This window comes from Rhizobium sp. CSW-27, assembly GCF_018760785.1.
Classification (GTDB): Bacteria; Pseudomonadota; Alphaproteobacteria; order Rhizobiales; family Rhizobiaceae; genus Neorhizobium.
On sequence record NZ_JAHHZO010000012.1, the window covers coordinates 45,420 to 59,352 of the forward strand.

At 66.2% G+C, this 13,933-nt stretch carries 13 protein-coding genes; 5 read left to right on the forward strand and 8 right to left on the reverse strand.

Annotation, left to right across the window (positions count from 1 at the left end; genetic code table 11):
- Window positions 1-110 precede the first annotated feature (110 nt).
- Window positions 111-902 (forward strand): CDP-alcohol phosphatidyltransferase family protein, encoded by a 792-nt coding sequence (locus KLP42_RS20345; RefSeq protein WP_215568789.1) that lies wholly within the window; start codon window positions 111-113, stop codon window positions 900-902.
- Here KLP42_RS20345 and KLP42_RS20350 read toward each other — a convergent pair.
- The gene (locus tag KLP42_RS20350; RefSeq protein WP_252193124.1) at window positions 851-1,804 is read right to left on the reverse strand and encodes a lysylphosphatidylglycerol synthase transmembrane domain-containing protein; all 954 of its coding nucleotides are present in this window, start codon (window positions 1,802-1,804) and stop codon (window positions 851-853) included. The genes KLP42_RS20345 and KLP42_RS20350 overlap by 52 nt on opposite strands.
- Window positions 1,805-1,917: 113 nt before the next feature.
- Here KLP42_RS20350 and KLP42_RS20355 point away from each other — a divergent pair, with 113 nt between their 5' ends.
- Window positions 1,918-3,564, forward strand: a complete 1,647-nt coding sequence (locus KLP42_RS20355) for an LTA synthase family protein (protein ID WP_215568791.1) — start codon at window positions 1,918-1,920, stop codon at window positions 3,562-3,564.
- A gap of 6 nt (window positions 3,565-3,570) precedes the next feature.
- Here KLP42_RS20355 and KLP42_RS20360 read toward each other — a convergent pair whose 3' ends face one another.
- On the reverse strand, window positions 3,571-5,616 hold the full coding sequence (locus tag KLP42_RS20360) for a TRAP transporter permease (protein WP_215568792.1): 2,046 nt from the start codon (window positions 5,614-5,616) through the stop codon (window positions 3,571-3,573).
- 92 nt (window positions 5,617-5,708) lie between these two features.
- Window positions 5,709-6,698, reverse strand: coding sequence for a TAXI family TRAP transporter solute-binding subunit (locus KLP42_RS20365; RefSeq protein WP_215568793.1), 990 nt, complete (start codon window positions 6,696-6,698; stop codon window positions 5,709-5,711).
- 228 nt (window positions 6,699-6,926) lie between these two features.
- On the opposite strand from KLP42_RS20365, the gene KLP42_RS20370 reads away from it, so the two are divergent.
- The 3 genes from KLP42_RS20370 to KLP42_RS20380 all read left to right on the forward strand — a co-directional run bounded on the left by KLP42_RS20370 (window position 6,927) and on the right by KLP42_RS20380 (window position 8,767).
- Window positions 6,927-7,196 (forward strand): WGR domain-containing protein, encoded by a 270-nt coding sequence (locus KLP42_RS20370; RefSeq protein ID WP_252193125.1) that lies wholly within the window; start codon window positions 6,927-6,929, stop codon window positions 7,194-7,196.
- A 151-nt stretch (window positions 7,197-7,347) separates the two neighbouring features.
- Window positions 7,348-8,328 (forward strand): substrate-binding domain-containing protein, encoded by a 981-nt coding sequence (locus KLP42_RS20375; RefSeq protein WP_215568794.1) that lies wholly within the window; start codon window positions 7,348-7,350, stop codon window positions 8,326-8,328.
- 94 nt (window positions 8,329-8,422) lie between these two features.
- Window positions 8,423-8,767, forward strand: a complete 345-nt coding sequence (locus KLP42_RS20380) for a hypothetical protein (RefSeq protein WP_215568795.1) — start codon at window positions 8,423-8,425, stop codon at window positions 8,765-8,767.
- 75 nt (window positions 8,768-8,842) lie between these two features.
- On the opposite strand, the gene KLP42_RS20385 is transcribed toward KLP42_RS20380, so the two are convergent.
- The 5 genes from KLP42_RS20385 to KLP42_RS20405 are packed head-to-tail and all read right to left on the reverse strand — an operon-like array spanning window position 8,843 to window position 13,923.
- Complete coding sequence (locus KLP42_RS20385) at window positions 8,843-10,111, reverse strand: ABC transporter substrate-binding protein (RefSeq protein ID WP_215568796.1); 1,269 nt, start codon at window positions 10,109-10,111, stop codon at window positions 8,843-8,845.
- Window positions 10,112-10,144: 33 nt separating this feature from the next.
- On the reverse strand, window positions 10,145-10,981 hold the full coding sequence (locus KLP42_RS20390) for a carbohydrate ABC transporter permease (RefSeq protein ID WP_215568797.1): 837 nt from the start codon (window positions 10,979-10,981) through the stop codon (window positions 10,145-10,147).
- Window positions 10,978-11,865 carry a carbohydrate ABC transporter permease gene (locus KLP42_RS20395; RefSeq protein ID WP_252193132.1) on the reverse strand — a complete coding sequence of 296 codons (888 nt, stop codon included), beginning with the start codon at window positions 11,863-11,865 and terminating at the stop codon, window positions 10,978-10,980. The genes KLP42_RS20390 and KLP42_RS20395 overlap by 4 nt, the downstream gene beginning before the upstream one ends.
- 37 nt (window positions 11,866-11,902) lie before the next feature.
- Window positions 11,903-13,078: an ABC transporter ATP-binding protein gene (locus KLP42_RS20400; protein ID WP_215568799.1), complete on the reverse strand. Its 1,176-nt coding sequence runs from the start codon at window positions 13,076-13,078 to the stop codon at window positions 11,903-11,905.
- Window positions 13,075-13,923, reverse strand: coding sequence for a metallophosphoesterase family protein (locus KLP42_RS20405; protein ID WP_215568800.1), 849 nt, complete (start codon window positions 13,921-13,923; stop codon window positions 13,075-13,077). Before KLP42_RS20405 ends, KLP42_RS20400 begins: the two co-directional genes overlap by 4 nt.
- Window positions 13,924-13,933: the final 10 nt, after the last annotated feature.

A 13,933-nucleotide genomic window follows, 5' to 3' on the forward strand; every position in this document is an offset into this window, starting at 1 on the left:
TCTTGATTCCATAACCGGCCCCAGAGGCCCTGAAAACCATCGTCAATCACATCCGCCGGAGAGGACGCCGCTCGGGAGGCAGGCGCCGCAGGCGGGAGGAGAACCGTTCCATGTCCATCAAGAGTCGCCTCACCGGTGCTCGCTGGGCACCACGGCATGTTGAATCCGCGCTCGGCACCGATCCGCTGCTGGCCGATACGCTGAAGGTGCTCGGCCTCGTCTATGTCGCCTCGGTGTTCAGCTGGGGCATGGCGGCGCTGCACCTGCCGCTGGAGATGCATGTGCCGATCATTGCCGGCGGGTTGCTGGCCGGCATCTTCGGCCTCGTGCTGCTCGGCCTTTCGGCCCACCGCCATCCGCGCTTCGGCTTTGCCAATCTCGTCACCTCGCTGCGCGCCGGCATCGTCAGCCTGGTCGGCGCCACCGTGCTCTTCTCGCACAGTTTCGGCCAGGCGCATTTCGACAGCCTGATCTGGTGGACGGTGGCGGCCGTGCTGTTTGCGCTGGCTCTGGATGGCGTCGATGGCTATCTGGCGCGACGTTATCGCCAGCAGTCGGAACTCGGCGCCCGCTTCGACATGGAGGTGGATGCGCTGCTGATCCTCATTCTCTCGATCGGCGCCACCGTTCTGAACAAGGCCGGGGCCTGGGTGGTGCTGATCGGCCTGATGCGCTACGCCTTCGTGGCCGCCCAGTGGTTCGTGCCGAAGCTGCGCGCCGAACTTCTGCCCTCGGTGAGGCGCAAGGCGGTCTGCGTCGTGCAGGTGGCGGTGCTCTGCCTGGTGCTGGTGCCGCAGGTGGTGCCGCCGGTCTCCACCCTTCTGGCCGCGACAGCCCTTGCCGCACTGATCTATTCCTTCGGCGTCGACGTGGCTGCACTCATGCGGCGGCGCGCGCCGTGAGTCAGGCTGCGCCGCTGACGGTTGACGGCAAGGACGACGAGCCCCGGCAGCGCGCCGGCCAGCGCCAGCGCACCGTAGAGCAGGCTTGCCGAAATCCCCTCGGCGCTCGCAAGACCTGCCAGCGGCCACAGCGCGGCCGCGGCAGCCTCCCGCGTGCCCCAGCCGCCGAGCCCGGTGGGGATCAGCATCGCGGCAAGCGTCAGCGGCACGATGGTCAGCGCGCCCTCTGGCGGCAGCGGCGCACCGACGGCATCCGCGCAGAGCAGGAACAGCGCCACATAGGCTCCGACCACCACGAGGCTGAGACCGCCCTGAACCAGCCCTGCCCCGCCTTGCAGGAAGACCCGCGCCAGTTCGGCGCGCAGCCCGGCAAAGCGGCGCAGCAGCAGCGCAGCGGCAAGCGCCAGCGCGACGGCCAGCCCCGCCGCCAGCAGCAGATGGCTTTCGACCGCAAGCCCGTGGGCCGGCAGCAGCGGCCACAGCGGCAGGCCGGCAAGACAAAGCGCCAGAAAGGCGATCTGCCCCGACAGGCGCTCATAGACCACAGCCCGCGCCGCCCGCCGGAAGCCGCCCGCATCCATCTCCGCCACCCGCCAGGCCCGCAGCACATCGCCCGCCATGCCGCCCGGCACAAGCTGGTTGACGGCGCTTGCCACGTAATATTCGCCGATTGCCGCACCGCGGCTCATGGGCTGGCCCAGCCGCGCCGCCGTGAAGCGCCAGCGCAGCGCCGACAGGATGATCTGTGCCTGCACCAGCGCAAGGCCCGCCACCACATGCAGGGCCGAGACATGCGACAGCGCGGCCAGAATGGCGGCGGGATCGACCCACAGCACCAGAAGGACAAGAGCCGCCCCGGCAATCAGGCTGGTGACGAGGCGAAGAGGGGCTTTCAGGGACAAGGTTTCACGCTTTCGGCCGTCTTCACGGCATTTAACGACCGGCGCCTGCAGGCTGCACCGGCCTTTTTCCGTCATTGCTTGTCCATCCTACGCAGGCAGGCAGGAGGCAGACCATGGGCCTGATCCGCAAATCGCACCATGCCGACCAGGCCGTCCGCCGCCGGCACCTGCCTCAGGCAGCGGCCTGGCTGCTGTTCGTCGTCGTGACCGGCACGCTTCTCAACCTGCCGGATCACCCGGACGCCCTGAAGGCCGAGTTCTTCCTGCGCCTGCCGCTGGAAGTGCCGGCGCTGGCGGTGCTGTTGCTGCTTGTCGGCCGGCGCTGGCAGCCGCTGGCCGCCGGGCTCGTCACGCTGCTCGCCGCCCTCATCCTGTTCCTCAAGCTCGCCGATATCGGCACGCAGGCCGCTTTCCAGCGGCCGTTCAACCCCTATCTCGACGGCAAGATGCTGGTGGACGGCTGGAACATCGCCGCCGGCAATCTGGGCCAGGTGACGGCATTCCTGATCGTGGCGGCCGCGCTCGTGCTGTTCTTCGCCCTTATGATGCTCTACCGGATGGCGCTCGGCACGATCGGCCGCACCCGCGGCATCGCCCGGCACCGGATGCTGTCGGCAGGCCTTGTCGTGCTCGTTGCGGCGGGCGCCCTGAAGGCATTTTCCGGTCTGCCGGGCCCTCCGGTGACAGCGGAGGCGCCGCGTTATCTCGCCGCCCGCCTGCAGCTGGTTGCCGACGCCGTGCGCGATCTGCGCGCCTTCGACCGGGAACTGGCGCAGGCCGCCGGGCCGGCAAGCGGCAAGGGCCTGTTTTCCGCCGTCAAAGGCCGCGACGTCGTTCTCGTCTTCGTCGAATCCTATGGCCGAAGCGCCATCGAGGATCCGCGCTATGCGCCGGAAATCCGCCCGCGCCTTGCCGGCATTGAAGAGGATCTGGCGGGCAAGGGCTTTGCCAGCGCCAGCGGCTGGGTCACCTCGCCCACCGTCGGGGGCCTGAGCTGGCTTGCGCATGGCACCCTGCTTTCGGGGCTGTGGACCGACAGCCAGGCGCGCTATGACCGGCTGATGATCAGCAGCCGCCCCAGCCTCAACCGGCTGTTTGCCGAGGCCGGCTGGGAAAGCGTCGCGGTGATGCCGGCGATCACCATGGACTGGCCGCAATCGGCCTATTTCGGCTATGACCGGGTGCTGGCGGCCGCCGATCTCGGCTATCGCGGCAAACCCTTCAACTGGATCACCATGCCGGACCAGTACACGCTCTCGGCCTTCCAGCGGCTGGTGCGCGACCGGCCGGGCCGCCGGCCGGTGATGGCGCAGGTGGTGCTGATCTCCTCGCATGCGCCCTGGACGCCGGTAGCGCATCTGGTCGACTGGGACGCGATCGGCGACGGACGGATCTTCGACCGGCAGGCGGAGGGCGACGAGCCGCCGGCCGTGGTCTGGGCCGACCCGGACAACATACGCCGCCATTATGTCGACACCGTCGACTACAGCCTTGCGGCGCTCGGCAGCTATATCGCCCGCGATGGCGGCGACGCCCTGTTCCTGATCATCGGCGACCACCAGCCGGCCGCGGTCGTCACCGGGCCCGATGCCTCGCGCGCCGTTCCCCTGCATGTGGTCAGCCGCGACAGGGCGCTCGTTGCCCGCTTCGAGGCGGACGGCCTCGCGCCCGGCCTGCTGCCGCCGCCGAGCCTGCCCGAACGGCGGATGGACGGGCTGCGCGACCGCCTGATCCGCCTGCTCGGGCAACAGGCGCGCTGACGCTCCTCAGGCGGCAGCGAGCCGCCGGGCGGAAAACTGGCGCAGCAGCACCGGCACCATCAGCGCCAGCCCCGCCAGCGAGGAGGTCAGCTCCGGCACGACCAGCAGCACGGCGGAGAGGATCATCAGCAGCCGTTCCCAGGCCTTGGTGCGCGTCAGCAGATAGCCGGACAGCGCGGCGCCGAGGAACGTGATGCCGAGCACGCAGCCGATGAAGGCGATGAAGAAGTTCGTCCAGGTGAAGTTCGCCGTGACCAAAAGCAGCGAGGGCGAGAAGACGAAGACGAAGGGCACCAGCACCTTGCCGAGGCCGAGCCGGAAGGCGGTATTGCCGGTCTTGAACGGATCGGCCCCCGCCATGCCCGCCGCCGCATAGGCCGCCAGCGCCACCGGCGGGGTGATGTCGGCCAGCACGCCGTAATAGAAGACGAAGAAATGCGCGACGATCGGCTCGACGCCGAGCATGCCGAGCGTCGGCGCGGCAATCGTTGCCATGATGATGTAGTTGGCGGTGGTGGGAATGCCGCAGCCCATCAGGATGCAGACCACGCCGGTCATGATCAGGGTGAAGAGCAGCGTCAGCGTCTGCGGCGCAAACAGGCCGGCAGGCAGCAGCGTGCCGACCCAGGTCGCGATCTGCGCGGCGGTGGAGGTGACGATGTAGGAGATCTTGAAGCCGACGCCCGTCAGCGTCACCACGCCGACGATGATGCCGACCGTGGCTGCCGCGGCCCCCACGGCCAGCGCATATTTCGCACCGTCGCGCAGACCGTCGAAGACTTCGCCGAAGCTCATGCGCCGGCGCGGATTGAGAAGCCCGACGGCAACGCAGAGCGTGATGCCCCAGAAGGCGGCGAGATAGGGTGTGTAGCCGGACATCAGCACGGCAATCAGCACCACCAGCGGAATGACGGTCGGCCAGTCGCGACGGAAGGCCGCCTTCAGATCCGGCAGTTCCTCCTTCGTCATGCCGCGCAACCCGTTGCGCTTGGCCTCGAAATGCACCTGGATCAGCACGCCGAAGAAATGCATGAAAGCCGGTACCACGGCGGCGAGGATGATCGTCGTATAGGGCAGGTTGAGGAATTCGATCATCAGGAAGGCAGCGGCCCCCATGATCGGCGGGGTGATCTGCCCGCCGGTCGAGGAGGCGGATTCGACGGCGGCGGCGAAGGTGCGCTTGTAGCCGAGGCGCACCATGGCCGGGATGGTGAGCGAGCCGACCGTGACCGTGTTGGCAACCGACGAGCCGGAAATCATGCCGAACAGCGCCGAACCGAAGATCGATACCTTGGCCGGCCCGCCCGCATAGCGGCCGGCCACCCAGGCGGCGCAATCGAGGAACAGCTGGCCGAGGCCGATGCGGGTGGCAAACACGCCGAACAGCACGAAATGGAAGACATAGGTGGCCACCACGCCGAGTGCGATGCCGTAAATGCCCTGGCTCGTCAGGTAGAGGTGGTTGATGAGCTGCGAGAAGGTGGCGCCCGGATGCACCAGAATGCCCGGCATCGACGGCCCGTAGATCGCATAGAGCATGAACAGGATGGCAATGACCGGCAGCGGCCAGCCCACCGAACGCCGCGTCGCCTCCAGCAGCACCAGCACCAGGAAGCCACCGAGCACCACGTCGAGCAGGGTCGGGTTGCCGACCCGGAAGGCGAGATCATCGAGCGGGATCAGCGGCACGTGCATGACGGCGACGACGGCGCCGAGCGCGAAGACCCAGTCGATCAGCGAAATGCCGAGCGGCCGCAGCAGCGTGGAATCGGTCGGCTCGGTATAGCCGCGACGGGAAAAGGGAAAGACCAGGAAGATCAGGCCCAGCACGAAGGAGAGGTGAATGCCGCGATGCAGGGTTTCCGACAGCAGGCCGAAGCCGGCGGTATAATAATGAAACAGCGAGAGGATCACCAGCAGCAGGCCGACGATGCGCGCGGCGAGCGGCGCCAGCGGCCTGAAGCGGATTTCCGCATCGAACTGTTCCTCCAGCTCGCGCGCCTTCGCCTCGTCGAGTTCCATGCGCCCGATTCTGTTGTCGTCTTCCGCCATGATGTCTGCCCCGGTGGTTCCCTCTTGCAATAGCCAGGGCGGCGGCCCGGATTGCGGACCGCCGCCCTGCGGATGGTTCGGCCCTCGGGCCCTTATTTCAGCACGCCGGCTTCACGATAGAAGCGCTCGGCGCCCGGATGCAGCGGAATGCCGAGATTGGTGACCGCGTTCTGCAGCGTGATCATCTTGCCCTTGGCATGGCCGGCATCCAGCGCCTTGCGCGTGGCATCGTTCCACATCACCTTGGTGATGTTGTAGACGAGATCGTCCGACTGCTTGGCGCTGGTCACCCACTGGGCGGCGACCGAAATGGTCGGAGTTTCGCCCACGCCCTGATAGGCGCCGGCCGGCACCGTATCCTTGGAGAAGAAGCTGTACTGCTTCAGAAGCTTGTCCACTTCCGGGCCGGTGATCGGCACCAGCGCGATACCGGTGGAGGTGGCAAGTTCGGAGATCGCGCCGGCCGGATAACCGCCAACGAAGAAATAGGCGTCGAGGCCGCCATCGCGCAGGCGCTCGCCGGCCGGGCCCGGCTTCATGTGCTCGGCCTTGATGTCGCTTTCACTGAGGCCGAAGGCCGACAGCACGATGCGGGCATCGACGATGGTGCCGGAGCCCGGCTCGTCGATCGAGACGCGCTTGCCCTTAAGGTCGGCGACGGACTTGATGCCGGCATCCTTGCGGGCCACGAGGTGCAGCGTTTCCGGATAAAGGGTGGCGATCAGGCGCAGGTCCTCGACCTTGCCCTTGCCCTTGCCTTCATAAAGGCCGGTGCCGGTATGGGCCCAGTAGGCCACGTCCGACTGCGAGAAGCCCGATTCCATCGCGCCGCTCTGCACCGCATTGATGTTGGCGACAGAGCCGTTCGAGGAAACGGCGGTGGCGACCAGACCGGGCACGCCCTTGTCGCCGGCGCCGGAGATGGCATTGGCGATCAGGCCGCCGATCGGATAATAGGTGCCGGCCGTGCCGCCCGTTCCGATGCGGAAGAAGGACGGCGCCTGGGCGACCGCCAGACCGGCGCCCGCCGCCAGAAGGCCGACAGCCGCGCCGATCGCCACGATTCTCTTCCTGAAGCTCATTGTTGTTCCCTTTCTCTCTCTTGCTTGCGCTACCATGGGCAAAGCGAGGCAAAACTGTCAACGGGCCGCGCCCGCAACCTCCCCGCCATCCCCTGTTTAGGACTGCCCCCATACCGCACGCGGTGCCGGGGCGGTGCCATCCTCCCATCACGCGTCTGAATCGGTGCCGCGCAATCGATTCAAAACTGTCGTTGGACGGCAGAAAGTCCATCCGCCAGTCTGCATGGCATGAAAAATACCACGGAAAACGACGCCTTTCCCATGTTTCTCGCGCATCGCATCGAGCCCGAGCGCAACATGGCGCGCTTCTACCTGATGGCCATCGAAACCAACCTGTTCGGCGAAACCTGCCTGCGCCGCAACTGGGGCCGCATCGGCACGCGCGGCCGCTGCCTGGAGGAAATATTTGCCGATACCGCCAGCGCCGAGCAGGCAATGACCGCCCTTGCGAAGGCCAAGCGCCGGCGGGGCTACCGGGTGGCGGGGGAGGTTTTGTGAGGGGGCCGGCCAGCTTGCCCCCCACCCTTGCGGCAAGGGGTGGAGGGGTGGAGGGGGTCTTTTTCGGGCAGCTGACTGTCCACGCCATCTTGCCCTGTCGCATGCCCGACATGCTGGGCGGCTAATCAGCCACTCCCATGAGGATGAAGCGATGACGACATTGCAGGAAGTGGCAGAGCGGGCGGGCTGTTCGCTCGCAACGGCCAGCCGGGCGCTGAATGCCTCCGGCTCGGTCAGCCAGACGGCCATGCGGCGCGTGCGCAAGGCGGCGGCCGATCTCGGCTACCGCGTGCCGCCGCCCGCGACCCGGCGCGCCGCAGGTCGCCCCGTCGTCGGCGTGCTGATCCCCAGCATCACCAATCCGGTGTTTGCCGCATCCCTCTCCTCAATCCAGAACCGCATGCTGGTTGCCGGCCACGGCGTGCTGATCGCCCAGTCGAATTACGACCCGGTGCAGGAGGCCGATGCTGTGGCGGCCCTGCTCACCGAACGGCCGACGGGCCTGATCCTCACCCTCTGCAATGCCGAGACCAGCCGGGTGCTGAAGCAGCCGCTGCCGCCCACCGTGCTTTTGAACAACCGCCCGACGACGGGCTTTCCGGCGGCGGTCACGGTGGACAATCGCGAGGCCGGGCGACTGATCACCCGCCATCTCGTTTCGCTCGGCCACCGGCGCATCCTGTTCATCTCCGGGGATTTTCGCGCCTCCGACCGGGCGAGGCTGCGCTATGACGGACATCTGGAAGTGCTGCGGCAGGAGGGCCTGCCGGACTTTGCGGCGCTGCAGATCCCCTTCATCGGCGCGGCCGACCAGCTCGACCTGTCGCCCGCGCTGGCGGAGACCGCACCGACGGCGATCATCGCCTCCAACGACCTGCTCGCCTGCGGCGTGATCGGCGCGCTGCGCCGCCTCGGCCTCTCGGTGCCCGGCGACATCTCGGTCGCCGGCTTCGACGGCATCGCCATCGGCCAGCTGATGGATCCGGCGCTCACCACCATCGAGATGCCGGATGCCAGCATGGGCGCGGTGGCCGCCTCGCTGCTGCTCGACATCGCCGACAACGGCGCCGCCCCCCGCCATCTGGAGGTGGGTTTCTCGCTGAAGACCGGCGGCACGGCACGGCGGATCTGATTGCCACTTCGGCTGACTCGAGAATTTCACTTGAAATCAAAAACTCTCTCCAAGTAAAAATGATATTATATGCCGCATTTCTTGGGGACGATACATGGCAACCAGTGTTCAAATGATTCATCCGGCGACCGGTATTCGTAAAAACGGATACTTCGGATTTAGCTGGACAAGCTTTTTCTTTGGAGGCTTCCCCGCCCTGTTCAGGGGCGATGTCGGCGTCGGGCTAGGAATGATCGTCGTGGGCTTCGTCGCAGGCGCCTTGGGCGTCGGCCTCGGCTGGTTCATTGTTGGCCTGATCTGGGCCTTCATCTACAATGGCATCTATACCAAAAAACTGATCGAAACCGGTTACCGCTTTGCCGATACGGAGCATCGCAACCGCGAGGCAATGATGGCCCTCGGGGTGGGCGATCAGGCCCTCTTCACAAAGCCGGCCTGAGGCCGCCACAGCCAACAGAAAACCCGCCGTGCGTTACACGGCGGGCTGTGTCGTGATCGGCCTGAAACGCGCGGCTTACGTGCGCGGCAACAGACGCTTCACTTCCTTGGCGGCATCGTCCAGAGCCTGCTGCGGGGTGGCGGACTGGTCGACGACGCGGGAGATGTTGTCCACGATGGTCTGCGTGACACGCACGCCGTTCGAACCGGGGAAGGCATACCAGGGGATCATGCGCGGCATCTGGTTGAGGCCGGCGAGGAAGAGCGGGTTTTCCTTGTAGAAGTTGCCGAGATAATCCGGCGACTTGGCGGCCAGCTCGTTGTTCGGCACGTAGCCGGTGCCGGGAACGACGACGGAGGCGCCATAGGGGCCGGCGGCGAACTTGGCGAACTTCCAGGCGGCGGCCTGCTTGTCGGCATCATGGGTCAGGATCACGACCGCATTGCCGCCCGTCGGCAGCTTGCCGTTGACCGGGTCGATCAGGGGGATTGCGGCGGTGCGCAGGTCGAACTTGCCGCCGACATTCTTGATGGTGTTGCGCAGTGCGCCGGTGGTCTGGAAGGCAAAGCCCACCTTGCCGGCCACGAAGGCCTGTTCGCCGGCCGCCTTGGTGAAGACCGGCATGCCGGCTTCCTTGACCATGCGGTCGATGACGGTCATGGCCTTCAGGCCTTCCGGACCGTTGAAGGCCACCTGGCCCTCGTCCTTGGAGAGCATGGTGCCGCCGGCGCCGAACAGCAGCGCGGAGAACATCCAGTCATCGCCCTGCCAGCGGAAGTCGATGGAATCGACGCCATTGCCGAGCGCCTTGATCTTCTTGCCGAGTTCGATGACCTCATCCCAGGTCTTCGGCGGCTGGTCCGGGTTGCCGCCGGCAGCCTTCACCAGATCGGCATTGTAGTACATGATCGGGTTGGAGGTGGCGAAGGCGAGGCCCACCTGCTTGCCGTTGACCTGGGCGAGCTTCAGGATGGTGTCGGAGAAGCCCTGCTCCGCCATGCTCTGCTTGTCCTTGGCGATCATCGGGCCGAGATCGACCGGGATGTCGCGCTCGTTGACCATGCGCAGGCGGTTGAGGCCGATGAAGGTCACATCCGGCATTTCGGCCGTGCCGGCCTGACGCATGATGGTCTGGATGCCTTCCTCGTAGGTGGCCGAGGGATTGGCGAACTGGATCTTGATGTCCGGGTTCTCTTCCATGAACTTCTTCGAGATCGTGTCCATCACGTCCTTGAAGAAACCCGGCATCGGGTAATGCACGGTCAGCACCGTGTCTGCCTTTGCCGGCAGGGCAAAGGCCATGGTGACGGCGGCGGCCGCCAGGATTTTCTTGAAATGCTGCATGGCAGGTCTCCAGTGGGATTGATGCGGAACCGGTCAGCCCTTCAGACCGGTCATGGTGATGCCCTCGACGAAGCGTTTCTGGGCCAGCAGGAAAGCGGCGACGAGGGGAAGCGTGATGATGAGGGTGGCGGCCATCAGGGCGCCGTAATCGTCTCCGGCCTCGGCGGCGCGGAAATAGAGAAGGCCGAGCGGCGGCGTGGCATAGGCCTGGTTCGACACCACGATCAGCGGCCAGTAGAGGTCGTTCCAGTGCGCCACCACCGAGAAGATGGCAAAGGCGGTGACCGCCGGCCAGGCATTCGGCACGATGACGCGCGCCACGATGCCAAGCTCCGACATGCCGTCGAGCCGCGCCGCGTGGATCAGGTCGTCCGGCATGGCCCGGAAGAACTGCAGGAACAGGAAGATGCCGAACACCGAGATCGAGAAGGGGGCCACCAGCGCGACATAGCTGTTGAGAACCGAAAGCCTGTCGAAGGCGACATAGAGCGGCAGGGCGGTGGCATGGATCGGCACCAGCAGACCCAGCATCACGAGCGCCATCATCAGCTTCGCGGCGGGAAACTTCAGCTTGGCCAGCGCATAGGCGCAAGGAACTGCGATCACCACCTGGAAGACGAGGATCAGCGCGCAGACGACGACGCCATTCCACAGAAGCTGCGGCATCGAGACGCGCGAAAAGGCCTTGGCGAAATTCTCGACGAAATAGAACCGGTCCGGGATCAGCGACAGCGAGGAAGTGAAGATCTCGCTCTGCGCCTTGCCGGAGGTCGAGACCATGAAGATGTAGGGTGCGAGAAACACCAGCGCACCGAGGATGAGAAGGCCGAGACGGAAGGCGCGGCCGAGCGTGAAGGGAGCAGCGGTCATGCGTAATGCACCTCCCGGTCGAGCAGGCGATATTGCAGCACCATCAGCACCACCAGCACGGCGAGGAAAACGACCGTCATGGCCGAGGCATAGCCGACGCGCAGATAGACGAAGCCTTCCTGGTAGATGGTGAAGAGCAGCACTTCGGAAGCCTTGTTCGGGCCGCCTTCGGTCAGCGTCTTCACCGTTTCGAACACTTTGACCGCATTGATGATGCTGATGGTGATGACGAAGAGCGTGGTCGGCCCCAGCATCGGCCAGGTGACGAGAAGGAAGCGGTCGAGCGCGGATTTCGCGCCGTCCACTTCGGCTGCCGCATAGAGGTCGCGCGGAATGGCGGTGAGGCCGGCGAGAAACAGCACCATGTTGAAGCCGGCGCTCTGCCAGATGCCGATGATGGCGAGGCTGTAGAGCACCATGTCGGAGGCGCCGAGCCAGTTCGGCCCGGCAAGCCCGATCATGCGCAGCCCCGCATTGATCGGCCCGATGGAGGGGTGGAACAGGTACTGCCAGACGGTAGCCATGGCCACCAGCAGCGAGGCGACCGGCAGGAAATAGGCGGTGCGGAAGAAGGAGCGGCCGATCTTCTCGCTTTCGATCAGAAGCGCCAGTCCGAGCCCGAGCAGCAGCGAGACGGGGGCGACGATCGCCGTATAGAGCGCCGTGTTCGACAGCGATTTCAGAAAGGTGCGGTCGGAAAACAGTTCCGCATAGTTCTCGAAACCGACGAAGCGGAAGCTGCCATAGCCGAGTTCGAAATCGGTGAAGCCGAGGAAGACGACGGCGGCAAGCGGCGCGACGATGAAGGCGAGGATCAGGATCACCGCCGGTGCGACGAGCAGCCAGGCGGTGCGCGACTGGCGGCGTGCCTGTACGTCGATCATCGGGGCCGGAGCGGACAGCGAGGCTGTCGCGGCAAGACTAGCCATGGACGCTCTCCCGCACGGTCTCGGACGCCAGTTCCGCCTCCAGCCGTTCGCCGGTCGCGGCAAATACCAGCATGCGCTCCGGCTCGGGCAGCACGGCGACCGGCATGCCGGTCGAGATGCGCTGCGCTTCGGCGGGCGAAAGCTTGGCGAGCATCCCCTCGCCCATGCCGTCGAGCCGCACCGAGACGATGACTTCCGAGCCCAAGAATTCCAGCCGTTCCGCCTGTCCCGGCAGACCCATAGCCGGTCCGGAGGCTGCGCGCGGCACCACGCCCACATGCTCCGGGCGGATGGCGAGCGTGACCGTAGAGCCGGGCGCGAGCGCCTCTCGCGGCTGGAGCGTGACGGGACCGAAGGCGATCCGGCCATCGGCGCCCACCCGGCTTTCAACGCTGTTGATGCGCGGCTGGCCGAGGAACCGCGCCACCTCGATATGGCGCGGATCCTCGTAGATGGCCTCGGGCGAAGCGAGCTGAAGAAGGTTGCCGCCGATCATCACGGCAACCCGGTCCGCCATCGACAGCGCTTCGGCCTGGTCATGCGTCACGTAAAGGGTGGGAACGCCGGCGCGGCGATGCAGATCGACAATCTCGCCGCGGGCATGGACGCGCAGGTTGGCGTCGAGGTTGGAGAGCGGCTCGTCCATCAGGAACAGGCTCGGACGGCGCACCATGGCGCGGGCGAGCGCCACGCGCTGCCGCTGGCCGCCGGACATCTGGCCGGGCTTGCGGTCGAGCAGGTGCTCGATCTTGAGCGCACGGGCCATCTCGGCCACCTGGCCCTGGATGGTCTTGCGGATCTCCTTCTGGCCCGGCGCCAGCGCGCCGAGAAGCGGCGTGCGTCCAAGCCGCGACAACTGGCGCATGGCCAGCGGCACCGCGATATTCTGCCCCGCCGTCAGATGCGGATAAAGCGCATAGGACTGGAAGACCATCGCCACATTGCGCTCGGCGGCAGGCAGCACGGTCAGTTCGCGTCCGCCCGCCTTCACCGAACCGGTGGTCGCCTGTTCGAGACCGGCGACGATGCGGAGCAGCGTGCTCTTGCCGCAGCCGGAGGGGCCGACCAGCGCGATGAATTCGCCGGCTTCCGCCTGAAGCGTGATGCCCTTCAGGATGGCGTTGTCGCCAAAGGATTTCGTGATGTTTTCCAGATGCAGCGCGCTCATTCGGCCGCCTCCCCCGATGTTCCAGCGTCAGGCACCGCCGGCTTGGGATAGACCTCGTCGATCACGTCGTCGATGACATGCGCCACCATGCCCGGCACGGCGACGATCTCGCTCGACACGCTGGCGGCATCGAAGGTGTGGATGACGGCGCCGATCAGCCGCTCGCCCGGCATTTCGCGCTCCAGCGTATCGATGATGAAGGCGGCGGAGGGACCCCAGACGAAGCGGGTATTGTTCCACTCGCCCGCCCAGGCCCAGTGCAGATGGCCGGAACCGACGAGGCCGACATCGTGGCGGCTCATCAGGTCGTAAAGGCGGGCACGGGGTGCAGGCCGCACGCTCCAGTAACCGGTATCGCCCTCATGCGGCTCATCGACGAACAGCGGCTTGTGCGTGAAAAGCGCGATCCGGCGTGCGCCGGCCTCCGCCATGGCCTCGGCCAGCCAGTCGAGCTGCGCCTCCTCCGTCGCATCGCCCATGCCGAGCAGCAGCGAATTGAAGCCGATCAGCCGCCAGCCCTCGATATCGTGGATGAAGCGATCGGCGCCGACGAGGCCGTTCCAGCGGTCCAGCCGCTCGCGATTGACCGGCTGGTGCGAGCCCGGCAGATGGCCGACATCGTGATTGCCGGGCACGATCAGCATCGGCGCGGAGGCCTGGCGCATCAGGTCGAGGCAAAAGGCGATATCGTCCGCTTTGTCGGCACCGTCGACGGTCAGGTCGCCGGTGTGGATGATGAGGTCCGGCTTTTCGGCCTCCAGCCAGTCCAGCAGGGGCGCCCAGTTGCCGTTGAAATGCGTCTTCGACGGGCTGAAATGGGTATCGGTAATCTGGATGACCTTCACGTGCACAACT